Below are 23,467 nucleotides of genomic sequence, written 5' to 3'. Positions count from 1 at the left end.
GTCCCCGAACCCCGGTGAGAAACGGAGCCCTCGATGCTCTTGCTCGGCCTGATTCTGCTGGTCCTCGGCCTGGTGCTGAACATTTCCATCCTCTACACGCTCGGCATCATCCTGCTGCTGGTCGGTGCGGTCCTCTACATCCTCGGTGCCGTCGGTCGGCCGGTCGGCGGGCGCAAACACTACTGGTGACGGCGTCCACCGCCATGTTTTCGGGGTACCGACGACGACCGTCGTCGGTACCCCGAAAACATGGCGGAACTGCCATTTCGAGCACTGGACAGCAGCGTCAGGTCCGCAATATCCGAATGAGCACCTGGCATCGACGGTCGCCGCCGTCGGCGCCGGACAAGTATCGTCGGCTGACGGCAGGCACCATCCACCCCCGACCAAAGGCAAATCACGAATAATGCGTACGGTCCGGCGGTGAGCGCCGATGGCAAGCAGCTCACGCTCGTTCGAGCAGACACGTACGGAGACCCCGCCCTACCAACCAGGCGATCAGATCTGGATCCACCGGTCCGGGGCCTGGCGCACCGGCGTGGTGCTGGCCCACTCCCCCACGGCCGTCACCATCCGGTACCGCGTCACCGGATCCGAAGGCACCGGGGTGGACACCGTACTCCTGGGTAGACCGGAACTTGCCCCGCGTGCCGGCGCGGCACCACCACCGGAGCCACCAACACCGCACCGGTCCGTCCGGGCACCGCGACCAGTTCCCCGCGCAGGACCACCCCCCGCACCGCCCCGACCGCAGCGACAACCGGCTGGCACCGGCACCACCGGGCCTGGGCCGCGGCCTCCAGCCGCGGCCCAGGCCAGAGGCACCGAGCACGTCGTGGAGCTACGGGTGTTCGTCCGAGGTGCCGGCGGACGCCCCCACGAACTACCGCTACGATGCGCCGTCGACCGGCGCCGGGGAATCGTCCGGTTACGACTGGGCGACGGGCCTACCAGCCAGTTTGACCTGCTACTCGCCCGTGCCGCCAGCATGTTGCTGCACGAAGCCGTCGTCACCTGTCTGGAGCCCCAGGATCTGCGACTGTGGATTCAACGCTGACCGACAACTTCGCACGGCCCGGCGTGGCCGACAGTACGGTCACCGACAGCGGACCCACCACGGCGGTCTGTCCGACCCCGACGCGGTACGGCGCACCGGCGTAGACCACCGTCACGGAGCCGTCCACCAGGTCGTCGAAGGTGAGCTGGTGGTCGAGAATCTCGACACTGGCCGTGGCGGTGGTCTTCACCGCCACCGTGCACCGGTCGTCGCGGCACCTCGCGCTCGTCGTGGCACAGGCGGTGAGGCCCAGCAGCGTCGACAGGACGAGGACGACCCGCAGGACCGTTCGTGGCTGGCGCATGTCGACGACGGTGACCGACCGCGCCGGATCGTGGACTCGGCGCGGGCCAAGCTGGCACTTTCCGGGGAGAGCCGTCCGGCTGATCGGCGCTGGCGCCGCAGCGGAGCCGTCCGGGTCAGCCGACGACGACCAACACGACGACGACGGCCACCGCGAGTGCGACGCCGGTCAGCCCGAGCACCGTCGCCGCCACCGCCTTGGCCCGCTGATCCGGCTGGTGCCGCCCGGATCGGGCGAGCAGTACCGCCACGGCGGCCGGCAGGGCACCCGCGCCGTAGCAGGCGGTGAGCGGCAACGCGGCGATGGCCGTCACCAGGGCGACCGTGGTACGGGTGGCGACGGCACGGTCCGCACCGGTCACCGCGGGTGTGCGGGGATCCCAGCGGAACTTCGGTGGAAGATCCGCGAGTTGGGCGGCGAGGTCGGCGGCGGTCCGGGCACCGGTCACCTCGACCAGCCGCCGTTCGTACTCGACCAGATCGAGGTAGCCTTCGCCGACCGCCTCGGTGAGCAGCCCGGTGACCTGGTTGCGGTGCGTGTCACCTACTCGTTGCGTCATGCTGCGCCTCCCCGAGCCCTTGCCGGCACCGTACCTCATGCACGTCAGTGCAGTTCAGACGCTTGCCGGGACTGGATCCACCAGACCGCGTACCTCATGATGTCTAACGGAGAGCATTCGTAAGACCACTTAGAGTAGTCCGCGAAGGGGTCTCGCATGGTACGTAGTGGCAGCGGACCGTGGCCGCTGGTGATCGTCGTGGCCGCCGTGGCCGCCGTGGGTGCCACCGTCGGTGCGGCCCAGGCGCTGGCGTACCGCCCGATCGCCTTGGCGTACCACACTGCCCGGGTCGGCCGGCGGCGGTCCCGGACTGTCTGACCCCGGCGACCCGCCCGGTCGGTCTGCTGATGATCGCTGCGGCGCTGGTGACCATGGGCCTCTGCCTCGGTGGCGCGCTGCTGGTCGCGCTCGCCGACGAACGGCGGATCGCCCGCTACCGGCCGGCACATCCGCTGGTCGAGGCCCGCTTCCGGGAGCTGTGCCGGCAGCACGGCGGCACCCGTACCCGGTGGGCGCGGCTGCGGGTCGGCGGACTCCGCGTGGCCGGTCACGGCGGGCCGGGCCGACCGGACACCGTGGTGTTGCCGGCGGTACTCGCCGCGACCCCGCTGTGCCCGGCCGAGTTCGACCCGGTGGTCCGCAGCGAACTCGACCGGATCGCCGACGGGCGCACCGCGCGGTCCTGCGCCCTGCGCGGCTGGCCATGGCTGGTCGCCGTGGCGGCCATCGGGTCGGCCGCCGGCGTCCCGGTCGCCGCCACGCTCGGGTCCGGTGCTGCGCTCGGGTCCGGTGCCGGACTCGGCGGGTCGTCGGCCGACCAGCTACGGCTGGTGGCCCTGGCACTCGTGGTCACCGTCGTCACCCGGGGACTCGGCGGGACCGTTCGGGGACACGCCGGTGTCACCGCGGCGGCCACCGGGGTGGTCGCCGTTGGCGGCGCCACGGTGCTGGCGACGATCGGCTGGCATCTGGTGCCGTCGGGCACACGTACGGTGCCGGCGACGCTGGCCGTGGTGGCTGCTGGCGCGGTACTGGCCGCGTTCGCGGCGACCCGTGACGCCGCCGGGCCGGCGCACCGACGACCGGTCCGCCGGCTCGGCCCCGCCGTCGGGCTGCTGGCCGGCCTCTCCGTCGGCGCGGTGGCGTTCCTCGTCGCCGCCCCGGTGATCGCGCCGGATCCGTCGGCGCCGGCGCTGGCACCGACGCCGGACGGCGCGGCGCAGCGGCCGGGTGCGGTCGCCGCCACGGCCCCGGGTGGGCGCAGCGCTCCACCTCAGGTGGGCGCCGTGCCGTCGGCGCGGGCCCCGCGACCCGGCCGGGTCGACGGCACGGTCGCACAGATCGACACCGACACGGCGAACCGGGCCGCCCGGGCGATCGAGGAGGTGCTCGACCCGGTGTGGCGGGCCGAGCCGCTACCGCCGGCGTCCGCCGGGCCGATCGCGGCCGGCCGCTGTCATCCCTCGGTCATCGACAGCTACCTGCGCCGGTTGGCCGCACACCGGACCGGTCATGCTGTCGCCCGGTACGCCGCACCCGGTACGCCGCACGCGGGCGGGCTCGGTCGGGTCACCCTGCAGATCGATGTGGTGTCCTACCGGCGGCCGGTCGACCTGGTGTTCGCCGCGGCGGACCGGGCCGGTGCGGCGTGCCGGGACTTCACCGACCACGGCGCGGGACTACGGGTCCAGGCGTTCACCCGGGCGGCTCCGATGGCCGGTGACCGCGCCTGGCGGTTGGACCTGGTCCAGACCCTCGGCCAGGGATCGGGACGGGTCACCGAGACGACGGCCCTGGGGGTGGCCCAGGTGGACAGGACCCTGGTGGTGGTGACGATGACGGCGTCGTTGACGGCGGTCGACGGCCCACTGGTCGACGAGGTGCTACGCCGTACCGCCGCCGACCTCGCCGGGCAGCGCGACGATCCGCCGCCAGGCGTCGATCACCTGGACCGGTCGCATCCCTTCGGCGAGGTACAGCCCGAGCGCCGGCCGGCGCGGATCGGTGTCGACGTGCAGGAAGGTGCCCCGCCGGCCGGCGTGGGCGTCGGCGGCGAGCGCCCGGCGCAGCAGCAGCCGACCGAGGCCGCGGCCCTGCCAGTGCGGATGCACGGCGAGCAGCCAGACGTAGCCGCTGCGCTCGTCGGCGACGAAGGCATGTGAGCGCAGCACCATCGCGACCGGGGTCGGGCCGAGGTAGGCGACCTCGCCGAGGCTCCAGTCGTGGCTGCTCTGCGACTCGAGATGGGCGGTCCAGTCGGTGTAGCTCTTGGCGGCGAAGCCGAAGTGGTCGGCGAACGCCGCCTGGTGCACTGTCCACGCGTCGCGGCGGGACCCGGGATCGGTCGCCATGTCGCGGATGCGTACCCCGTCGCCGGGCGGCGGCAGCGCAGGGACGTTCGTCGGGTCGTGGGCGATGAACAGCCGGTTGAACACCGTGGCGACGCCGAACCCGTAGCCGGCGAGCCGGGCGGCCGTCGCGGTGTCCTCGCGGTAGCACCCGACGTCGAGCACGGCGCGGCGGTGACCGCGCTCGGCGGCGATGGCGACGGCCCGGTGCTGCGCCCGGTGCCACAGCCACTGCCCCACCTGCGGCTCGTGCGGGACGTGGTAGGCGTCGATGTCGACCGTGTCGCTGTCGCCCTTGCGGCACGACCAGCCCCAGCCGACGAGGCGGCCCTGCTGGTCGTGGACCAGCCAGCCGTCGCGTGCCGGGTCGAAGTCGGGCTCGGCCAGCTCGTCTGCCACCTCGGCGAGAGTGTAGTCGGGCCGGCCGACGACCGCCGAGTTGCAGGCCGCGATCAGGGCGAATATCTCGGGGGCGTCGGCAGCCGTTGGCGGACGTGCTACGTAGCCCGCCGGCAGGGTCGGAGCGTCGGTGGTGGTGGACACCGACCGATTGTCGGGCGTGGCCGGTCACCGGTGCCACTGGATTCGGCCGCGTCGTCGACGGTGATCGGCAAACAGGCCTCCCCGTCTGAGATCGAGTGCTTAGATATCATTTGTCCAGTTATTGCACTATTGTGCGGGGGTACGAGGCCATGGAGAGCGCTCCGGTAGTCGTCGTCGGCCAGGGATACGTCGGTCTGCCCGTGGCCATGCGGGCCGTACAGGTCGGCCACCACGTCATCGGGGTGGACACCAACGTCGAGCGCGTCGCCATGCTGCGCTGCGGCACGTCGTACGTCGAGGACATCCCCGACGACCAGGTACGCGTGGCGTTGGCCACCGGCCGGTACACCGCCACCACCGACTACGCCGACACGGCCGGCTTCGGCACGGCGGTCATCACCGTCCCCACTCCGCTGCGCGACGGGGCACCCGACCTGCGCTACATCGAGGACGCCGCACGGTCACTCGCCACGCGTCTGACCCCCGGCGCGACGGTCGTACTGGAGTCGACCACCTACCCGGGAACCACCGACGAACTGCTGCGCCCGTTGCTGGAAAAAGGCAGCGGGCTGCAGGCCGGCCTCGACTTCCACCTGGGGTACAGCCCGGAACGCATCGACCCGGGCAACCGGGAGTGGACGTTCGTCAACACCCCCAAGGTCGTCTCCGGGATCACCACCGAGTCGCTGCGGGCCGTGCAGGCCTTCTACGACGGCCTGGTGGAACGCACCATCGCGGTCCGGGGCACCCGGGAGGCAGAGACCACCAAACTGCTGGAGAACACCTTCCGGCACGTCAACATCGCCCTGGTCAACGAACTGGCGATGTACGCGCACATGCTCGGCATCGACATCTGGGACGCGATCGACGCGGCCAGCACGAAACCGTTCGGGTTCATGCGGTTCACCCCCGGGCCGGGCGTCGGCGGACACTGCCTGCCGGTCGATCCGTCGTACCTGTCGTGGGAGGTCAAGCGCAGCCTCGGCCGCAGCTTCCGGTTCGTCGAACTGGCCAACGACGTCAACAACTACATGCCGACGTACGTCGTGGAACGGCTGACCAGCGCGATGAACCGGCGCAGCCGGGCGGTCCGGGGCGCCACCGTGCTGCTGATCGGGCTGGCGTACAAGCCCAACAGCGGCGACTGCCGGGAGTCACCAGCCGTACGGGTCGCCGAACTGCTGCACCTGGCCGGTGCGCGGGTCCGGGTGGTCGACCCGTACCTGCAGCCGGCGCAGCTGCCGCCGTTCGTCCACGCCGCGCCGCTCACCGCCGACGAGGTCGCCGCCGCTGACGCGGTGATCGTGCTGACCGACCACGACGGGATCGACTACGACCTGCTGGCCACCGCGCCGCTGGTGCTCGACACCCGGCGGCGGCTCACCGCCACCGCCGGCACCGAACTGCTCTGACTTCCGGGCCGGTCTGCTCTGACTTCCGGGCCGCGCGGGACGTGTCACGCCCCGCCCGGGTACCCGGGCCCGTAGATCAGCCACGTCAGGTCAGCCCACGCCGGTACGTGCCTCAGCGGGTGGCGGCAGGTTCCCGCGGGGTCACCGCTGGCGACACCGTGGCCGGTCGGCAGGCGACCCGGAACGTCCGGTAGAAGGCCGCCCGGCGCGGGGCCAACGCCTCGACGCGGTAGTCGCGCGCCCTGGCCAGGTTCCCCGACGCGACATCGGCCATCCGCTGCGGATCCGCCAGCAGCGCCGCGATCGCCTCCGCCAGGGCCGCCGGGTCGCCCGCCAGAGCCAGACAGTCGGGACCGATCAGCTCCGGGACGCCACCGACCGATGTCCCGATCACCGGCAGGCCACGCGCCATCGCCTCGATCATCGCGCGGGGCAACCCCTCGGTACGCGACGGCATGACGAACAGGTCGGCCCGGTCGAGCTGCTCGAACACCGCCGAAGCGGGCAGGGCACCGGTGAAGGTGACCTGGTCGGTCAGGTTGTGCTGCGCCGCGAGGCGTTCGAGGCGGGGGCGGAGCCGACCGTCACCCACGTGCACGAGACGGACCGCGACTCCGCGGCCGTTGAGCCGGCACATCGCCAACAGCAGGACGTCTACGCCCTTGTACATCTGCTCCAGCGCGCCGACCGAGATCAGGGTCACCGGTGCGGTACGGGGCGGTGGGGTCCGCGCCTGGTCGACGAACGCCGCGGCCGGCAGGTCGGCGCTGGAGTACCAGGTGGCGGTCGTGTTGGGTCCGGGCGGATAGCGGCGCTGCAGGTGGGTCTCGGTGACGTAGGCCGCGCCGACGGCCCGCCGGCACTGTTCGCGCAGCGCGCGAACCGCCCAGAAACGCATCAGCAGCCGGCCGGGATGGCGCACCACCCCGGCGGCGAACACGTCCTGTGGGTCACCCACGACCTCGAGTGCGTAGCCCCGGCGCTGCCGGCGCAGCACCGGCACCAGGAGGTTGGCCAGCGGCGACGGCACCCGCAGCAGAACACCCTCGACGTCACGGACCGCGTCGGACAGCGACCGGCGCAGGGCCCGACGGCGCAGCAGGTACCGGACCGGTCCGACGTAGTACGGCAACGGCCAGACCTCGACACCGGTCCCGTCCACCCTGGCCGCACCGGGTGGCGGCTGTGTCACCGAACAGGTCCGGGCGATCACCCGCACCCGTTCGAACGCGGACAGGTACCGGGTCCAGAACGAGTGGGCCGGTCCGGACACCGTCCAAACCGCGCCGTCGGGCGTGCGGAGCAACCGTGCTTCCGTACTGACCGCGATCGTGCCCGTAGCGGAGCCTGACCATCTGTCCACCGTGCCCCCATCTACCGTCGTCAACACCGTTGTCGGGAAAGGTCGCTGTCACTGAATGTCCCGGTACGCTGCCGGATGCTCAGCCGGTGGCCGAGCCCGCCAACCGCCGGTGCCGACGGGGCACCGGATGGAGCCCGCCGGTCACCTCGATCACGTCTGCGACGGCCCGCGCGCAGTCACCGCTGTCGAAGCGCTGTTCGACCAGTTCACGGGCTGCCAACCCGCGTCGCCGCAGCCCGCCGGAGCGGAACTCCGCGTACGCGGTGTGCAGCGCGGCGACGAGGCTGTCGACATCCCCGGCCGGGACGATCCAGCCGCTGTCGGGGACGACGGTCTCCGGCAGCCCACCGGCGTCGGAGACGATCGACGGTACGGCCACGGCGCCCGCTTCCAACGCCGCGCCGTGGTTCTCCGACAGCGACGGGCTCACACTGACGTTCGCGGCCGCGTAGTACCGGCTGACGTCGACGACACCGGCGTACCAGTCGATGCTCGGATCGCCCGCGATGTCGAACCGCCGGATCAGCGCCTGGCGGTGCTCCTCGCCGGCAGCGTCCCACCCCGCCCCCACCAGGATCAGCCGGGACTGCGGACGGTCCCGGTGGAACGTCCGCCAGGCATGCAGCAGTACGTCGTGGCCCTTGATGCCGGTGCCCCGGTGCACGAGGTTCTTGGGCGCGTAGACGTAGGCGACCATGATCGCCACGAAGACGTCGTCCGGCAGCTCGAGGCGGCGGCGGGCCGCCAGCCGGGTCGCGACGTCCGGCGGCCGGAACGTCCGGGTGTCAACGCCGTACGGCACGACCGGCAGGCTCCGGTCCGCGCGGCCGAGCGACCGGTACCGCGCGGCGGTGCAACCGCTGCCGGCGATCACCACGTCGTCGAGACGGACCAGGAACCGTTCACTCGCGCGGATCAGCCGGGACTCCAGGAACAGTGGGCCCGGCACCATGAACACCCGGGCGACGCCGAGACCCAGCGTGCTCAGCCGGGCCGCCAGCGCGGCGTGGTAGTGGTGGTACTGCAGTACGTCGGGGCGGAGCCGTCGGATCAACCGGCGCAGTCGCCACAGCTGCACGAGCGTCGCGATCCCCGGGCGGAAGCGGAACCGGAACGGTGAGTCCACCATCGACACCCCGCCGCGCCGCAAGAGGTCGCGCAGCCGGCCGGGCCCGGCCGGCAGCACCACCGTCACCTCGTGGCCGCGCCGGCGCAGCTCCTCGACCTGCGGCACGATCCACCGGCCGCCCTCCGTCGTCTTGAGCATCACCACGATCCGCACAGTCACTGACCCTTCCGTACTCGCTGACTGTCCACCCCGGGGTCCGTCATCGCGCGGGGACCCCTTTGACGACCGCGCCGGCCGGCACGTCGCGCACGACGCAGGCCCCGGCGCCGACGGTCGCGCCCGCGCCGACGCGCAGCCCTTGCAGCACCGCCGCCGTCGTCCCGATCAGGACCGCCTCGGCCACCTGGCAGTCACCGGAGACCGCCGCCAGCGGATTGACCGAACAGTGGTCACCCACCGTCGTGTCGTGGCCGACCACACTGTTCTGGTTCAGATGTACGTGCCGGCCGAGGGTGACGTTGGTGGTGACCCGGGAGCCGGCGAACAGCACGACGCCGGCACCGAGCGTGCTGTCCGGGCCGACGGTGGCGCCCGGGTGGATCAGGGTCGCGGCGCGCAGCCGCCGCGCCGTGGCGGCGGCGATCCGCCGATCGAGCGCCTGCCGGGACGTCGGCGCGCCGACGCCCAGGACGTACGCCGGTGGCGCGTCGTGGGCGGTGAGCCAGTTGAGGGCGCCCAGCAGTGGTACGCCGAGCCGATCCACCCGGGCCTTGTTCGTCGGCGACGGATCGTCGTCGACGAAACCGACGACGCGCCAGCGGGGTGTCGCGCCGGCGGCGTTGATCGCCGCGACGATGCCGAACACCTCCCGGCCGTGCCCACCACAGCCGACGATCACCAGGTCCCGGGCGCTCACCGGGGGCTCCGGTCGCCGTCGAGGAACGCGTCGATGGCAGCCAGCACGCGGTCGATCTGGCCGTCGCTGAGCGCCGAGCCACTCGGCAGTGCCAGTCCGGTGGCGAACAGCCGGTCGGCGGCCCCGGTGAGTACCCGCCGGGCGTCGGCGAAGACCGGCTGCTGATGCATCGGTTTCCACACCGGACGGGTCTCGATCCGGTGGTCGGCGAGGTAGCGACCGAGGTCGGCAGCCGCCCAGCCGGCCGTCGGCCGGTCCACCACGACAACGGTGAGCCAGGCGTTGCTGCCCTGGTCCGGCGCGTCCCCGGTGGCACCGAGCAGTCGCACTCCGGCGACGTCGGCGAAGGTCTTCGCGTACCGGGCCCGGGTCTCCCGGCGGCGGTCGATCATCGAGTCCAACCGACGCAGCTGGGCCCGGCCCAACGCGGCGAGCAGGTTGCTGAGCCGGTAGTTGTAGCCGACCTCGGTGTGTTCGTAGTGCGGCACCGGTTGGCGGGCCTGGCTGGCCAGGTACCGGCAGCGCCGGGCCAGCTCGACGTCGTCGGTGAGTACCATGCCACCGCCCGAGGTGGTCATTATCTTGTTGCCGTTGAAGGAGAAGACACCGACCCGGCCGAACCCGCCCGCCGGACGGCCCGCCAGGGTCGCCCCGACAGCCTCCGCCGCGTCCTCCACGACCGGAACCCCGTGGCGCGCGCACAACGGCAGCAGGGTGTCGTAGTCGGCGCAGCGACCGAACATGTCGACCGCGATCACCGCCCGGACCGGCGGCCGGTGCGGGGTTCGCCGGGCGAGCAGCTCGGCCAGCAGCGTGACGTCGATGTTGCCGGTCGACGGCTCGCAGTCGACGAAGACCGGCTCGGCCCCGGTGTAGGCGACCGCGTTCGCGGCGGCGGCGAACGTCATCGTCGGCACCACGACCGCGTGACCAGGGCCGACGCCGAGTGCCAGCAACGCCAGGTGCAGCCCGGACGTAGCGGCGTTGACGGCGACCGCGTCCCGCACCCCGACCCGCTGCGCCATTTCCCGCTCGAAGGCGTCGACGTCCGGGCCGGTCGGTGCCACCCAGCCGGACCGCACCGCCGCGACCAGGAACTCCTCCTCGAGTCCGGTGACGTCCGGCGCCGACAGATGGATCTGCCCGGTCATCGTGGTGCTCCACCGAACCGGGCCAATCGGACGCTAGGCTGACCGGGTCGCGGCCGGACGGACGGCGGCGGCCACCCGCCCGTCCGGGCGGTCGACGGCCGATCAGAATGGCTGGTTGCGAGAATGTCCACTAACCGGTTCACCACCCTGTTCGTGTGTCGGGCCAACATCTGCCGGTCGCCGATGGCCGAACGGCTGGCCCGGCACGAGTTCGCCACCCGGTTGGGGCCCGACGCGACGGTCTTCGTCACCCACAGCGCCGGCACCCATGCGTTGGTCGCCCACCCGATGCACCCACACACCGAGACCGTGCTACGGGAACGCCAGGCCGATCCGACCGGGTTCGTCAGTCGGCAGGTGGAGGCGGCCATGCTCGAGGACGCGGATCTGATCCTGACCGCGAGTCGACGGCACCGGGCGCACTGCGTGGCGTTGGCGCCACGTACCGTGGGTCGGACCTTCACCGTCCGCCAGTTCGGCCGGCTGGCCCGCGCGGTGCCCGCCGCGACCGGGCCGGCGCAGCCGGACCTGGTCGACCGGGCGCGCGCCCTGGTGCGGGACGCCGCCGCCGCACGTGGGCGGGTCCAGCCGGTCTCCGCGGAGGCCGACGACCTCGCCGACCCGGTGCGGCGACCGCTCGACGACTTCCGGGGCTGTGCCCGGCAGATCAGTCTGACGGTCGACACGATGTTGGACCTCATCATGAAGCCTTGACGGCGGCGCCACCGGTCGGCGTCGGCTGATCGGCGACCGGCACGGCGGTGTCGACGGCGGCCTGCCGCTGGCGGGCCGGAGCCGACGTACGGCTGCCGCGCCGGCCGCGGCCGCGGTCGTTGTAGTAGTAGTGGTGGGAGCCGCTGCGGTGCGGCGTCATGTTCAGTACGCAGCCGAGCAGCCGGGCATCCACCGCCCGCAACGCGGCCGTGGCGGCACGCAGGTGCGCCTCGGTGGTCTTGGCGCAGCGGCCCACCAGGATGGCACCGTCGACCTGCGCGGCGATCGGCGCCGCGTCGGTCACCGGCACCAGCGGCGCGGTGTCCACGATCACGATGTCGAACCGCGACCGGAGACTGGTCAGCAGGTCCGCCATCTGCTGGGAGCCGAGCAGTTCGCTCGGATTCGGCGGGATGAACCCACTGGGCAGCAGGGTCATCCCGCTGTCGCCCCAGGGCTGCAGCACGTCGTCGAGCTCGGCGTGCCCGGCGAGGACGTTCGTCAGACCGACGGCGCCCTCCATGTCCAGGTAGGAGGTGGCCTGCGGCCGGCGCAGGTCGGCTTCGACGAGCACCACCGAGCTGCCTGCCTCGGCGAAGGTCAGCGCCAGGTTGGTGGCGGTGGTGGTCTTGCCCTCCTCCGGCATCGCGCTGGTCACCAGGAGGCTGCGGATCGGCTTGTCGACGTCGGCGAACTGCAGGTTGGTCCGCAGCTGGCGGAACGACTCCGCGCGCGGGGAGTGGGTCTGCCGGCCGATGATGAGCGGTTCCCGACGGGCGGTGCTGTCCAGCGGGATGGTGCCCAGCAGCGGTGCGGCGGTCACCTCCTGGATCTGTTCGACGCTGCGTACGGTGTTGTCCAGCAGGCCGCGCAGCAGCGCGAGACCGACGCCGGCCAGCAGGCCCAGCAGCAGACCCAGTGCGACGTTGCGGACCGGTTGGGGCGAGACCGGGGTGGGATTGAGCAGCGGCCCGGAGACGACCTCGACCTTGACCGCCGGGCGGTCGGCGCCGGGTGAGGTCTCCAGCCGCTGGACCAGGTCGACGAACTCTCCGGCGATCGCCGTGGCGATGCGCTCCGACCGGTTCGGCGAACTGTCCGTGACGGTCGCCTGCAACAGGACGGTGTCGGGCACCGGGCGGGCGCTGATCCGGGCCTGCACCTCCCCGGCGGTCAGCCCGAGGCTGTGCCGGTTCACCACGGTGTCGGCGAGCCGGTCGCTGGCCAGTAGCCCGCTGTAGGACTTGACGCGCTGCTGGGAGAACAGTCCGCCCTGGTAGGCGTCGGTCACCCCCTGGGCGCTGGAGGTCGAGACGAAGAACGTCACGGAGGTGGCGTACTGCGGGGTCGCCCGCACGTTGACGACGACCGCGACGCCCACCGTGACGGTCATCGCCGCTATCACCCAGAGCCACCGTTTCCGCACCGCGTCGAAGTAGTCCCGCAGTTCCATCGGTACGGCCTCCCGAAATTCCGCTACGTCATAGTCAGCACCATCTTGTACCAATCTACGGCGTCAACAGGCTATTTCTGGTCAAATAGTGGCATTGCTGCTGCTGTCAGTAGTCAGTGGACGAGACCAGAGCACGCCGCCGGACGCCACGGGCGCTGCCGACTGAACGGGGCTGGAATGGAGCCATCGACCCGACTCACCGACGACGCCACGGCCCGGCGCCCTCGCGACCGCGCCGTCGCGCCACTATGGCTGGCCGACCTCGCCGCCTGGAGCATCGGGCTGGTCGTCGCCGTCTGGACCCGCTACGAGTTCGCCATCGCCGGTATCCACCTCAACGGACTCGTGCTGGCGATCCTCGCGGCGGTCGTGCTGCACACCGCCGCCTCGCACCTGAGCTACCTCTACCGCGACCGCTACCCGCTGGGCAGCTTCGACGAGGTCTGGGCCGTGTCGCGCTGCGTGCTGGCCACCATCGGGGTGCTGCTCCTGGCCGACCTGGCGGCACCGCAACGGCCGGTACCGGCCAGCGCGCCGCTGGTCGGCGGCTGCCTGGCCCTGACCCAGATGCTGGGCGTGCGGTACCTGCGGCGGCTGCGCCACGAACGCCGCCGGCGGCCCGTCGGGCGGCACACCCAGCGGGTGCTGCTGTTCGGTGCCGGTGCCGCCGGCGCCTCGCTGCTGCGGGCGATGCTCGACGAGCCGGGTGGGCGGTACCTGCCGGTCGGGCTGCTCGACGACGACCCGGCCAAACGGCAGCTGTGGCTGCACGGCGTACCGGTGCTCGGCGGCCGGCACGACATCCCGGCGGTCGCCGCCCGTACCGGTGCCACCACTGTCGTCTCCGCGGTCGCCAACGCCGACGCCGCTCTCATCCGCGAGATCCGCCAGCTCGCCCACCGGGCCGGTGCGCGGTTCAAGGTGGTCCCGTCGGTCAGCGAACTGCTGGAGAACGCGCCCGCCGTCACCGACCTACGCGATCCCGACCTGCGTGACCTGCTCGGCCGGCACCAGATCGAGACCGACCTGGACACCATCGCCGGCTACCTGACCGGCAAACGGGTGCTGGTCACCGGGGCCGGTGGGTCCATCGGTTCCGAGCTGTGCCGGCAGATCATGCGGTTCCAGCCGGGCGAGCTGATGATGCTCGACCGCGACGAGTCCGCCTTGCACGCCGTACAGCTGTCGCTGCGCGGCCGGGCCCTGCTGGACAGCCCCGACCTGATCCTGGCCGACCTGCGCGACAGCGACACCGTCCGGCAGATCATGCGGAGCCGGCGCCCGGAGGTGGTCTTCCACGCCGCCGCGCTCAAACACCTCACCCTGTTGGAGCGTCATCCGGGCGAAGCGGTGAAGACCAACGTCTGGGGCACCCAGACGTTGCTGGAGGCGTGCCGTTCGGTGGAGCGGTTCGTCAACATCTCCACCGACAAGGCCGCCGACCCGACCAGTGTCCTCGGCTACTCCAAGCGGATCACCGAACGGCTGACCGCGTTCGCCGCCGGCGCCAACGAGGGGACCTTCCTCAGCGTCAGGTTCGGCAACGTGCTCGGTAGCCGAGGGTCGGTCCTGCACGCCTTCATGGCCCAGGCCGCCGCCGGCAAGCCGATCACGGTCACCGACCCCGAGGTCACCCGGTACTTCATGACCATCCAGGAGGCCGTGCAACTGGTCATCCAGGCAGCGGCGATCGGCCGGGGCGGTGAGGCCCTGGTGCTGGACATGGGCGAGCCGGTCCGCATCGCCGACGTCGCCCGGACCATCGCCGAGCAGTACGACAACCCGGTGAAGATCATTTACACCGGACTGCGCCCCGGCGAGAAGCTGCACGAGGACCTGCTCGGTGCCGGCGAGCAGGACACCCGACCTCTGCACCCGCTGATCTCCCAGGTGGCCGTGCCCGCCCTCGACCCGGTCCACGTGCACCTGCTCGACCCGTACGGGCGCAGCGACGACCTGGTCGACGACCTCGCGGCGCTCTGCGCACCCGCGCCGGTGCCCACCGGCGCGGGTCGGTCCGTCCACCGGGCCGGCACCGGCGCCGGACCGGCCGGTGGACCGGCCATCGACGCGGACCCGGGCGCGTCGGTGAGCACGAACAGCGGGGTCGGTGCCGCCGGGTAGCCGACCCGGCGGCACCGACGCCTACGCCGGCAGTGGGCCGGATCACGCCGCGCGGGCCACCCGGAAGCCGACGTCGTCGATGGCGTACGCGGGGTGGCTGCGCCGGCGGACCGAGGCCCGGCAACTCCAGTGTGGGTCGGCCCAGCCGCCACCGCGCAGCACCCGGTAGTCGCCGTACACCTGAGGGTCGTAGTGGTCCCAGCACCAGTCCCAGACGTTGCCGATCATGTCGTACAGACCCCACGGGTTGGGCCGCCGACCACCGACCGGACGGCGACGGTCCCCGGAGTTGTCCCGGTACCAGGCGATCTCGTCGATCGGCCCGTACCGGGGGCCGCTGGTGCCGGCCCGGCAGGCGTACTCCCACTCGGCCTCGGTCGGCAGCCGGTAGCCGGCGGCACCGGTGTCCCACTCGATCCGCCCGGCGGCGACGTCGACCCGGTAGGTCGGCGGCAGGCCGGCGCGCTCCGACAGCGCGTTGCAGAACCGCACCGCGTCCCACCAGGAGACCTCGACCATCGGCAACCGGCTGTCGGCGTCGCTCGACCCGCCGCCACCGACGGTGCCGACCGGACCGGTGCCGACGACGGCGCGGTACTGGCCTTCGGTCACCGCTGCCTCGCCGAGGTGAAAGTCGGCGACCTCGACGGTCCATTGGGACCGGGTGCGACGGTCCGACAGGGCGACCCGGCCGGCCGGGACCCGCACCAGGGTGGCCGCCACGGGATCGTCCATCCGACAACGTTGGCACCGGCGCACGCACGCCGGCGCACAGGGTCAGCCGGTCACCGCGACGCCCCCGGCCCGATCGTCGGCCAGACGGCCGCCACCTCGCCGCCACGCAGCGCCGTCACCTCGCCCAACCCGGCGAAGACCATGCAGACATGGTTAGGGACGACCTGCACCCGCTGACCGACCGCCAGTGGGACCGGCTCGCCCGACCCGGCCCACCGCAGCCAACCGTGCTCCTCGGACAGTCGCACGATGCGCCAGCCCGGCAGGTCGGCCAGCAGCCCGTACCCCGGGTAGTCGGCGGCCCGCCCCGTCGCCGGCAGCCCGTCGAGGCCCAGCGACTTCGACCCCGCGTCGATGCAGGCCCGGTCAGGCGCGGGATGGCTGACCACGGTGGCCAGCACCCGCACCGCGCAGGTGGCGACCGTGGCGTTGCCGAGCGCGATCTGCCCGAGATCGTTGAAGGCGTAGACACCGGGCCGGACCTCGGTCACCCCCGGCTCCGCGACGACGGTACGGGCCGCCGCGGACGAACCGAGCGAGACCGTCGACAGGCTCAGCCCGGCGGCCCGGATCGCCTCGGCCGCCGCCAGCGTGGTGGCGGCCGCCGCGCGGGACCGGGCGACGAGGTCGGCCCGGTCGACCGCCCCGTACACCGACCCTTCGAAGGTCATCACCCCGGTCAGTCGTACGCCGGGAAGTTCGGCGACGTCCCAGGCCACGCGTGCCGCGTCGGCCGGAGCCACCCCGCAGCGACCGAAGCCGCTGTCGACCATCAGCAACACGTCCAACAGCCGGCCGGCGGCCACGAAGGCGTCACTGAGGGTACGCGCACCGGCCACGCTGTCGGTACCGACGGTCAGCTCGCACCGGCGGGCCAGCTGTACCGCACGCTGCGCCTTGTCCGTGCCGACCAGCGGGTACGCCACCGTCATCCGGGACACGCCGGCGGCGGCGAACGCCTCCGCCTCGCCGAGTTTGGCCACACAGATGCCGTCGGCACCATGGTCGAGCTGCAGCCGGGCCAACTGCGGCACCCGGTGCGTCTTGGCGTGCGGGCGCAGCGCGACCTGGTGCAGCCGGCAGTGCCCGGCCATCTCGTCGAGATTGCGTTCCAGCACGTCGAGGTCGAGCAGCAGGTTCGGGGTCTCCAGGCCGGCCGGTACGGCGAACCGGTCGGTCCCAGTGGCGTACGGGTGAACGTCGATGGTCACGGAATCTCCGGCAGTGGTCGTCGGTCCCGGGCGGCACCGCCCGGGACCATCCTGCCGCACCATGGCCATCCGTCGATGCCCGCCGCGCCTGCGGCCGGTGGCGGTCATGGCCGGCACGGCGGTCGTGGCCGGCGGGGCAACCCGGAGAAAACACCCGGGATCCACCTACCACCTGGAGCCCACCGTTTGGTAAGGCTACCCTTCATGCGAGCGTCGTCGACGGCACACGACCCGAGGAGCAGCGTTGACCAGCCTGGCCGAGCTACCGGTGAGCGTCCCTGCGGGCAGCAGGGCGGACGATCCACCCGGCGCGACCCGGCTGCGGGCGCGGTCCCTGCGTCTGGGCTACGGCGACCGGGTCGTCGTACCGCAGCTGGACCTCGACGTCGTCGACGGCGCGGTCACCGCGATCGTCGGCCCGAACGGCTGCGGCAAGTCGACGCTGCTGCGGGCGCTCGGCCGGCTGCTGCGCCCGACCGGCGGTGACGTCCTGCTCGACGGGGAACAGATCCAGCGGATGCCGACCCGGGAGGTCGCCCGCCGGCTGGGTATCCTGCCGCAGGCACCCAGCGCACCGGACGGACTCACCGTCGCCGACCTGGTCGTCCGGGGCCGTCAGCCGCATCAGAGCTGGCTGCGGCAATGGTCCCGGGCCGATGAGAAGATCGTCGCCCAGGCACTGGCCTGGACCGGGCTCAGCGACCTGGCCGAACGACCGGTCGACACCCTCTCCGGTGGGCAGCGGCAGCGGGCCTGGATCTCGATGGCCCTGGCGCAGGGCACCGACATCCTGCTGCTCGACGAGCCGACCACCTACCTCGACCTGGCCCACCAGATCGACGTACTCGACCTGGTCGACCGGCTGCACCGGGAACGGGGCCGCACGGTGGTCATGGTGCTGCACGATCTGAACCTCGCCGCCCGGTACGCCCGGCACCTGGTCGCGATGAAGGACGGCCGGGTGCTGGCGGCCGGAGCGCCCGCAGAGATGCTGACCGCCGAACTGGTCGAGGAGGTGTTCGGCCTGCGTGTCATGGTGATCGATGACCCGGCCAGCGGCACGCCGCTGGTCGTCCCACTCGCCGGCGGCGCCGCACGCGCGTCCACCATGGAGTAGAAATCTCCTCGGGTGGTCCGTGCCGTAACCACCCGGAAGGTCCGGTCGGGGGTACTGTTTGCGCGGGAACGGGCACCAACCGAAAGAGAGTTCCTTCATGGCATACCCCGTGGTCACCACTGGTGACGTCTCCCGGCTGCTGGACGACCTGGTGGAACGGGTGCCGCAGGCACAGCAGGCGGTGGCGCTCTCCCCCGACGGCATCCTCCTGGCCTGGTCCAAAGGGGTGGACCACGAGCTGGGCGAACAGCTGTCCGGTGTCGTGGCGGGACTACGCGCCCTGGCGGTCGCGGTGGGTCAGCACGCCGGCACCGGCCGGGTCCGGCAGATCGTGATCCAGATGGGGACGGCGTTTCTCTTCATCGCCGCCACGCCTGGTGGGGCCATCATCGCCGCGGTCTTCGACGCCGGATCCGACATGGACGCCGTCGCCTACGAGGTGGCGCTGTTCGCCGGGCGGGCCGACCGGCACCTGCCGGCCTTCCCGGCGCCGGAGGAGCCGGCCCAGCGGGGCGAACCGGCGGAGGCACTCGTCCAGGGCGCCCACGCCGGGTGACGGCTCCGTCGGCCCGTTACCGCCCGCTGGTGACGGTCAGTTCGGCGACGCCGGCCACCGCGTCGATGTCGTAACGGTCGGTCGACTGCTCCCACCCGGTCGTCGTCAGCGTCTCGCCGCCCGCGACGCCGTCGCGACGGGCACCGTCCAGGCTGACGCCACCCGCGCCGGAGCCCAGCCGCACCCGCACTCCGACGTCGGCCGGCACCGCCACTCGCCAGGTGCTGACACCACCGGACATCCGGACGGCGACCGTGCCGTCCGGGACCGGCAGCACAAGATCCATTGTGCTTGCTCCACCGGCGAGGTCCACTTCCGAGACACGCGCGGCACCGAGATCCACACGCTGACTGGTCGCACCGCCCGCGATCCGGATCGACCAGAGCACGTCGCGGTGCACCCGGATCTCCAGGACAGCGGCGCCACCGTCGCCACTGTCCACCAGCCCGATCCGGACCGCGCCGTCGGCCTCGGTCAGCTGCGGCAGCACCGCGCCGTCGGCCGGCGTCTCGGCCCGGACCAACTGGTCACCCAGGTCGTCGGCGACGATCCGCAGGTCGGTGGCGCCGTCGAGCACCTCCAGTCGCGCCTGGTCGCGGTCGCCCCGCTGCACCTGGACCACCCGGACGTCGTCACTGCCGGTACGCGAGCCCAGGCTCTCGACCACCACCGCCACGATCGTCGCCGACACCAACAGCGCCGCGACCACGGCGACGACGATCCAGAGCGTACGCCGCGACGGCCTGCGGCCCGGTCCGGAGACGGACTGCGACCCGGCCGGCTGGCTGGCGATGGATGACGACACCGACGAATACCTCGTTCCCGGTTGGCGGTCGACCAGCGCGGTCCGACACCAGCGCGTGGCACCGCGCGTACCGGTCCTACCCGGCGGCGCGACCGGGCAATCATAGGTGCCCGGGCCGGCCGGGGCACCTATTCCGGACCGTCACGAGCCGGACCGTCGCGGGTGGCGGCATCCGTCACAGGCCCAGCAACCGTCGCAGATAGTCGTTGAGGAATCGACCGTCCGGATCCAGCTGGTCACGCGCGGCCAGGAACCGGTCCGCCTGCGGGTACCGTGCCCGCAGCTCGGAGCCCTGCAGCTGGTGGATCTTCGCCCAGTGCGGCCGGCCGCCGTAGGCGAGAAAGATCGGTTCGATGTCGGCGAAGAACTCACGGTAGGGCACCGTCTCGTTCTGGTGCACCGAGATGGTGACGCAGTCGCGCCGGTACGCCGGGCTGAGGTACGCGTCGTCCGCCGCGACGTAGCGGTACAGCACCCGCCAGGCGGCGTGTTGGCGGTGCCGGGCACGAATCCGGTCGCGGACCTCCTGGAAACAGGACGGGCCCGCCTCCGCCGCGACGTAGTACTCCATCTCGTGGAACCGCAACGAGCGCCGTTTGATCAGCGCCGCGCCACTGGAACCGGTCCGGTCCTCACTGCATCCGCTGGGCGGCGGCGGGCTCGGCCCAGGGTCGTCGGCCACCGGGTTCACGGTACGCAGGTGCGCGTCGTCGCGGCGGGGATACCAGTAGAAGTCGACGTTGCGGTTGACCTTCAGCAGTTCGTCGAAGGTGGCCAGGCACTCCTCGACCGGCAGTCCCCACTCACGGCGCCGGGCGTGGAAGGCGGGCACCACCCTGGTGCGGACGGCGGTGAACACGCCGAGAGCGCCGAGCGAGACCTGCACGGCCCGCAGCAGGTGCGGATCGTTCGCGGCGTCGATCTGCCGCACCGCACCGTCGGCGCCCACCAGTCGTACCCCGGTGACCTGCGCCGACAGGCTCGGTAGCCCCAGACCACTGCCGTGGGTGGCGGTGCCGACCGCGCCGGCGATCGCCTGGGTGTCCACGTCACCCAGGTTCGGCACGGTCAGACCGTGCCGACGCAGTATCTCCTCCAGCTCGTGCAGCCGGGTACCGGCACCCACCCAGACCTGGCCGTCGACCGGCGGTGCCAGCACCCCCGTCGGCAGCCCGTCGACCCGGATCAGCACGTCGTCGGTGCGCACCAACGGGGCGGAGGAGTGCCCGGCCCCGACCGGCCGTACCGTCATGCCCCGGGCCGCCGCCGCACGCAGTGTCCGACTCACCGCGGCCACCGATTCCGGCCGGGCGACGGTGTCCGGTGTGAAGCACAGGCCCCCGGACCAGTTGCGCCAGGTCGCCCGGGTGGTCGTCGCACCGGCTGTCACAACGCCGCCCGCAGCGGATCACCGGGCCGGCGGCTGCGCCGGCGGGGGCGGCCCAGGTCGTGCCGGCCCCGGCCGAGCGCGTCCACCAGTCCCCACCGGCCCGGGATGTCGTGCAGTTCGATGTGCCCCATCTCCTCCGGCACGGCGGGGTCGACGATCAGGTCCCCCTCGTAGGGCTCCAGGCCGAGCAGGACCCGCAGGAACAGCAGCGTCGCGCCGGCCGACGTCGCGTGCGGGGTGCCGGCGGCCGAGTACGGTACGGGATACTTGGTCAGGGAACGGTCGTAGCCGGCGAAGGTCTCCGGCAGCCGCGCCTCGAAGTACCGGGCCGCCTCCAGCACCGCGCAGGCCACCCGGGCGGCTTCCGTACGGTAGCCGTAGCGGCGCAGGCCCCAGGCGATCAGGGAGTTGTCGAACGGCCACACCGTACCGGTGTGGTAGCCGACCGGGTTGAACCCCTGGGCAGTGGTGGCCAGGGTCCGCACCCCCCAGCCGGAGAACAGCTGCGGGCTCATCAGATGGCGCACCACGGATCGGGCCTTGGTCGGCTCGACGATGCCACTCCACAGCAGGTGGCCGATGTTCGAGGTGAGCGCGTCCACCTGGGCGCCGTCGGCCTGCAGGGCATGTGCGAAGTAGCCACGGTCGGCGATCCAGAAGTCCCGGTTGAACCGCTGCCGCAGCTGCGCCGCCTGACGTTCGAGCCGCTCGGCGAACTCCGGATCGCCCCAGCAGGTCCGGGCGAGTCGGGCACCGCGCAACCGGGCGTCGTAGACGTAGCCCTGGATCTCGCAGGTCGCCTGCGGGAACGTCGCCGCCCGCCCGTCCTGGAACGCGACCGATCCGGGTGAGCACTTCCAACTCTGGTTGAGCAACCCGGTGCGGGTCTCGCGGGGCCCGTACCAGACGTAGCCGGTGCCGACCAGGTCGGCGTGCCGGTCGATCCAGTCCAGCGCGGCCCGGGCCTCGAACTCCAGGCTACGCACCAGCGCGGTGTCACCGGTCCACCGTTCGTACTCGTCGAGCAGCACGACGAACAGCGGGGTGGTGTCGGCGGCGGAGAAGTCCGCGGCGTGGGACACCTCGTCGAACAGGGCGGACTCGCCGTAGCGGCTCTCCTGGGGGATCTTCCCCGGCTGCTCGGCACGGAACGGGTCGTCCCGGGTGCCCTGCGCCAGGGCGCAGATGCGCAGCGCGGGAACGGACGAGCTGGGAACGAACGGCAACGACTGCAGACAACTGATCAGGCTGTCGCGGCCGAAGAAGGTCATGAACCAGGGCATCCCGGCGGCCGGCAGCATCTCGCGGAAGTTCACTCCGGGATAACGCAGCGCACCGAGGTCGACCACACTGCGCCGGTACGCGTCGCGCAGCGGCGGGTAGTCGCAGGTGAGCGTCGGCGCGCTGGCTACCCACTCGTCGAGTTCCTGGTGCACCTGCGGCTTGGGCCGCTCGGCGTAGCTGCGCAGGCTTTCCCGCAGGTCGCGGTTGCCGGCCCCACGGATGAAGGTCTTCACCGTCAGGTCGGTGCACCAGGTGTCGTGGGCGTCGAGGGACAGCTCGAAGGTCATCCCACCCGGGTCGACCTGGGCGGCGACACTACTGGACAGGATCGTCTCGCGGAAGAACGTGTCCCGTTCGTAGCGGAACCGCAGCGCGTCCTGCTCGACCGTCACGACGATCTCCCGGTCGGTGTGGTAGCCGTCCTTGACCTCCAGCACCTCGGCGAAGTCGGCGGCGGCTTCGATCCGCAGCCGCAGCCGCACCGGCTCCTCCCGGTGGTTGAACACCGCGATCTGTTCGGTGAAGGCGTCGCCGACCCAGCGGTGGCGGAACACCGACAGGTCGGCGTCGACGTAGTGCGTCGGTTCGCCGGGCACCTGGAAGAACCGCGACTCGAAGTACTGCAGATCGTCGATGGAAAGGGTGTGCATCCGCTGCCCGTCGACGGTCAGCCGCCAGTGGGACAGGAACCGGGTGTCGTAGAAGAACAGGCCGAACGGCGCGTACGGCGTCGGCGCGATGTCGCCCCGTCGGTCGCTGATCATGAACAGGTTGCCGTAGAGAATGCTCACCGGCCGGTCGACCGCGGTGGCGGCCCGCTGGCCGGCCTCGATCGGCCTGGCCCGCGACGGCGCGCCGGCGGTGTCGGCGTGCGGCGGCAGCAGTCGCCGGAAGATCAGGAACAGCGGCAGGTGGCCACGGACCGACACCCCGTTGCGCAGCAACAGCGAGATGACGTTCTCGCGGCCCTCGATGAGTGCCTGGAAGGTCCGCTGCGGCGCGTCGATCGTGCAGTCGACCCGCTGCGGCGGCCGATGGTCGACCACCGCTCTGCCCTCGCGGTAGGTGACCGCCCAGGTACGTACCCGTTGCTCGTCGTCGACGAGGTTGAACTGGATGGTGCCGCTGGCCGGCGGCGGCACCCGCCGGTCGTCGCCGATCGCGTCGAAGAAGGTGTCGAGCGCGTCGGTCATGGCGACAGCATCACCGCCGCGACGGGCAGCGGTCATCACCCGGTCAGGGTGAACGTGCCCCGGCGGGGCGATCGGATGTCGCACCACCTGAACCCCGGATGCCCACCGTCACCAAATGCGGCACAATGACTACTGAAAGTCATCGAATCCTGGACGTCAACGC

20 protein-coding genes are annotated in these 23,467 nt (G+C 72.0%); 7 read left to right on the top strand and 13 right to left on the bottom strand.

The features are described from left to right. Nucleotides 1-33: 33 nt before the first annotated feature. On the top strand, nucleotides 34-189 hold the full coding sequence (locus tag ACN28F_RS31950) for a DUF6131 family protein (protein ID WP_289206149.1): 156 nt from the start codon (nucleotides 34-36) through the stop codon (nucleotides 187-189). A gap of 821 nt (nucleotides 190-1,010) precedes the next feature. Here ACN28F_RS31950 and ACN28F_RS31945 read toward each other — a convergent pair. Then, nucleotides 1,011-1,361 (bottom strand): hypothetical protein, encoded by a 351-nt coding sequence (locus ACN28F_RS31945; RefSeq protein WP_289206148.1) that lies wholly within the window; start codon nucleotides 1,359-1,361, stop codon nucleotides 1,011-1,013. A 115-nt stretch (nucleotides 1,362-1,476) separates the two neighbouring features. Continuing rightward, nucleotides 1,477-1,920, bottom strand: coding sequence for a DUF1707 SHOCT-like domain-containing protein (locus ACN28F_RS31940; protein ID WP_289206147.1), 444 nt, complete (start codon nucleotides 1,918-1,920; stop codon nucleotides 1,477-1,479). Between the two features lie 156 nt (nucleotides 1,921-2,076). On the opposite strand from ACN28F_RS31940, the gene ACN28F_RS31935 reads away from it, so the two are divergent. Then, nucleotides 2,077-2,238 (top strand): hypothetical protein, encoded by a 162-nt coding sequence (locus ACN28F_RS31935; RefSeq protein WP_421361161.1) that lies wholly within the window; start codon nucleotides 2,077-2,079, stop codon nucleotides 2,236-2,238. Nucleotides 2,239-3,803: 1,565 nt separating this feature from the next. On the opposite strand, the gene ACN28F_RS31930 is transcribed toward ACN28F_RS31935, so the two are convergent. Next, complete coding sequence (locus ACN28F_RS31930) at nucleotides 3,804-4,811, bottom strand: GNAT family N-acetyltransferase (RefSeq protein WP_289206146.1); 1,008 nt, start codon at nucleotides 4,809-4,811, stop codon at nucleotides 3,804-3,806. 149 nt (nucleotides 4,812-4,960) lie between these two features. On the opposite strand from ACN28F_RS31930, the gene ACN28F_RS31925 reads away from it, so the two are divergent. Next, nucleotides 4,961-6,223, top strand: coding sequence for a nucleotide sugar dehydrogenase (locus tag ACN28F_RS31925; protein WP_289206145.1), 1,263 nt, complete (start codon nucleotides 4,961-4,963; stop codon nucleotides 6,221-6,223). Nucleotides 6,224-6,335: 112 nt separating this feature from the next. Here ACN28F_RS31925 and ACN28F_RS31920 read toward each other — a convergent pair whose 3' ends face one another. The 4 genes from ACN28F_RS31920 to ACN28F_RS31905 all read right to left on the bottom strand — a co-directional run bounded on the left by ACN28F_RS31920 (nucleotide 6,336) and on the right by ACN28F_RS31905 (nucleotide 10,722). Then, complete coding sequence (locus ACN28F_RS31920; RefSeq protein WP_289206144.1) at nucleotides 6,336-7,496, bottom strand: glycosyltransferase; 1,161 nt, start codon at nucleotides 7,494-7,496, stop codon at nucleotides 6,336-6,338. 169 nt (nucleotides 7,497-7,665) lie between these two features. Continuing rightward, on the bottom strand, nucleotides 7,666-8,874 hold the full coding sequence (locus ACN28F_RS31915) for a glycosyltransferase family 4 protein (protein ID WP_289206143.1): 1,209 nt from the start codon (nucleotides 8,872-8,874) through the stop codon (nucleotides 7,666-7,668). A 40-nt stretch (nucleotides 8,875-8,914) separates the two neighbouring features. Continuing rightward, nucleotides 8,915-9,571, bottom strand: coding sequence for a NeuD/PglB/VioB family sugar acetyltransferase (locus tag ACN28F_RS31910; RefSeq protein ID WP_289206142.1), 657 nt, complete (start codon nucleotides 9,569-9,571; stop codon nucleotides 8,915-8,917). After that, the gene (locus tag ACN28F_RS31905) at nucleotides 9,568-10,722 is read right to left on the bottom strand and encodes a DegT/DnrJ/EryC1/StrS family aminotransferase (protein ID WP_421361158.1); all 1,155 of its coding nucleotides are present in this window, start codon (nucleotides 10,720-10,722) and stop codon (nucleotides 9,568-9,570) included. Before ACN28F_RS31905 ends, ACN28F_RS31910 begins: the two co-directional genes overlap by 4 nt. Nucleotides 10,723-10,845: 123 nt before the next feature. On the opposite strand from ACN28F_RS31905, the gene ACN28F_RS31900 reads away from it, so the two are divergent. After that, the gene (locus ACN28F_RS31900) at nucleotides 10,846-11,436 is read left to right on the top strand and encodes a low molecular weight phosphatase family protein (protein ID WP_289206140.1); all 591 of its coding nucleotides are present in this window, start codon (nucleotides 10,846-10,848) and stop codon (nucleotides 11,434-11,436) included. On the opposite strand, the gene ACN28F_RS31895 is transcribed toward ACN28F_RS31900, so the two are convergent. Beyond that, nucleotides 11,423-12,889, bottom strand: a complete 1,467-nt coding sequence (locus ACN28F_RS31895) for a polysaccharide biosynthesis tyrosine autokinase (protein ID WP_289206139.1) — start codon at nucleotides 12,887-12,889, stop codon at nucleotides 11,423-11,425. The genes ACN28F_RS31900 and ACN28F_RS31895 overlap by 14 nt on opposite strands. A gap of 177 nt (nucleotides 12,890-13,066) precedes the next feature. Here ACN28F_RS31895 and ACN28F_RS31890 point away from each other — a divergent pair, with 177 nt between their 5' ends. After that, nucleotides 13,067-15,013 (top strand): nucleoside-diphosphate sugar epimerase/dehydratase, encoded by a 1,947-nt coding sequence (locus ACN28F_RS31890; RefSeq protein ID WP_289206138.1) that lies wholly within the window; start codon nucleotides 13,067-13,069, stop codon nucleotides 15,011-15,013. A 42-nt stretch (nucleotides 15,014-15,055) separates the two neighbouring features. Here ACN28F_RS31890 and ACN28F_RS31885 read toward each other — a convergent pair whose 3' ends face one another. Both ACN28F_RS31885 and ACN28F_RS31880 read right to left on the bottom strand, forming a co-directional pair. Beyond that, the gene (locus ACN28F_RS31885; protein ID WP_289206137.1) at nucleotides 15,056-15,748 is read right to left on the bottom strand and encodes a formylglycine-generating enzyme family protein; all 693 of its coding nucleotides are present in this window, start codon (nucleotides 15,746-15,748) and stop codon (nucleotides 15,056-15,058) included. Nucleotides 15,749-15,798: 50 nt separating this feature from the next. Continuing rightward, entirely contained in the window at nucleotides 15,799-16,959 is a 1,161-nt protein-coding gene (locus tag ACN28F_RS31880; RefSeq protein ID WP_289206136.1) for an alanine racemase, read from the bottom strand. Between the two features lie 253 nt (nucleotides 16,960-17,212). Between ACN28F_RS31880 and ACN28F_RS31875 the strand changes: the two genes are divergently transcribed. Together ACN28F_RS31875 and ACN28F_RS31870 are read left to right on the top strand one after the other, a co-directional pair. Then, entirely contained in the window at nucleotides 17,213-18,076 is an 864-nt protein-coding gene (locus ACN28F_RS31875) for an ABC transporter ATP-binding protein (protein ID WP_421361584.1), read from the top strand. A gap of 97 nt (nucleotides 18,077-18,173) precedes the next feature. Beyond that, on the top strand, nucleotides 18,174-18,632 hold the full coding sequence (locus ACN28F_RS31870) for a roadblock/LC7 domain-containing protein (protein ID WP_289206135.1): 459 nt from the start codon (nucleotides 18,174-18,176) through the stop codon (nucleotides 18,630-18,632). A 16-nt stretch (nucleotides 18,633-18,648) separates the two neighbouring features. Here the strand turns inward: ACN28F_RS31870 and ACN28F_RS31865 are convergent, their stop codons facing one another. The 3 genes from ACN28F_RS31865 to ACN28F_RS31855 form a co-directional block, all read right to left on the bottom strand. Further along, nucleotides 18,649-19,437 carry a hypothetical protein gene (locus ACN28F_RS31865; protein WP_421361155.1) on the bottom strand — a complete coding sequence of 263 codons (789 nt, stop codon included), beginning with the start codon at nucleotides 19,435-19,437 and terminating at the stop codon, nucleotides 18,649-18,651. 175 nt (nucleotides 19,438-19,612) lie between these two features. After that, nucleotides 19,613-20,827: a D-arabinono-1,4-lactone oxidase gene (locus ACN28F_RS31860; RefSeq protein ID WP_421361153.1), complete on the bottom strand. Its 1,215-nt coding sequence runs from the start codon at nucleotides 20,825-20,827 to the stop codon at nucleotides 19,613-19,615. After that, nucleotides 20,824-23,304: a glycogen debranching N-terminal domain-containing protein gene (locus ACN28F_RS31855; RefSeq protein ID WP_421361152.1), complete on the bottom strand. Its 2,481-nt coding sequence runs from the start codon at nucleotides 23,302-23,304 to the stop codon at nucleotides 20,824-20,826. Before ACN28F_RS31855 ends, ACN28F_RS31860 begins: the two co-directional genes overlap by 4 nt. Nucleotides 23,305-23,467 lie beyond the last annotated feature (163 nt).

This window comes from Solwaraspora sp. WMMA2101 (assembly GCF_049179175.1).
GTDB lineage: Bacteria > Actinomycetota > Actinomycetes > Mycobacteriales > Micromonosporaceae > Micromonospora_E.
This window is presented reverse-complemented; position numbering and strand designations above follow the sequence as displayed.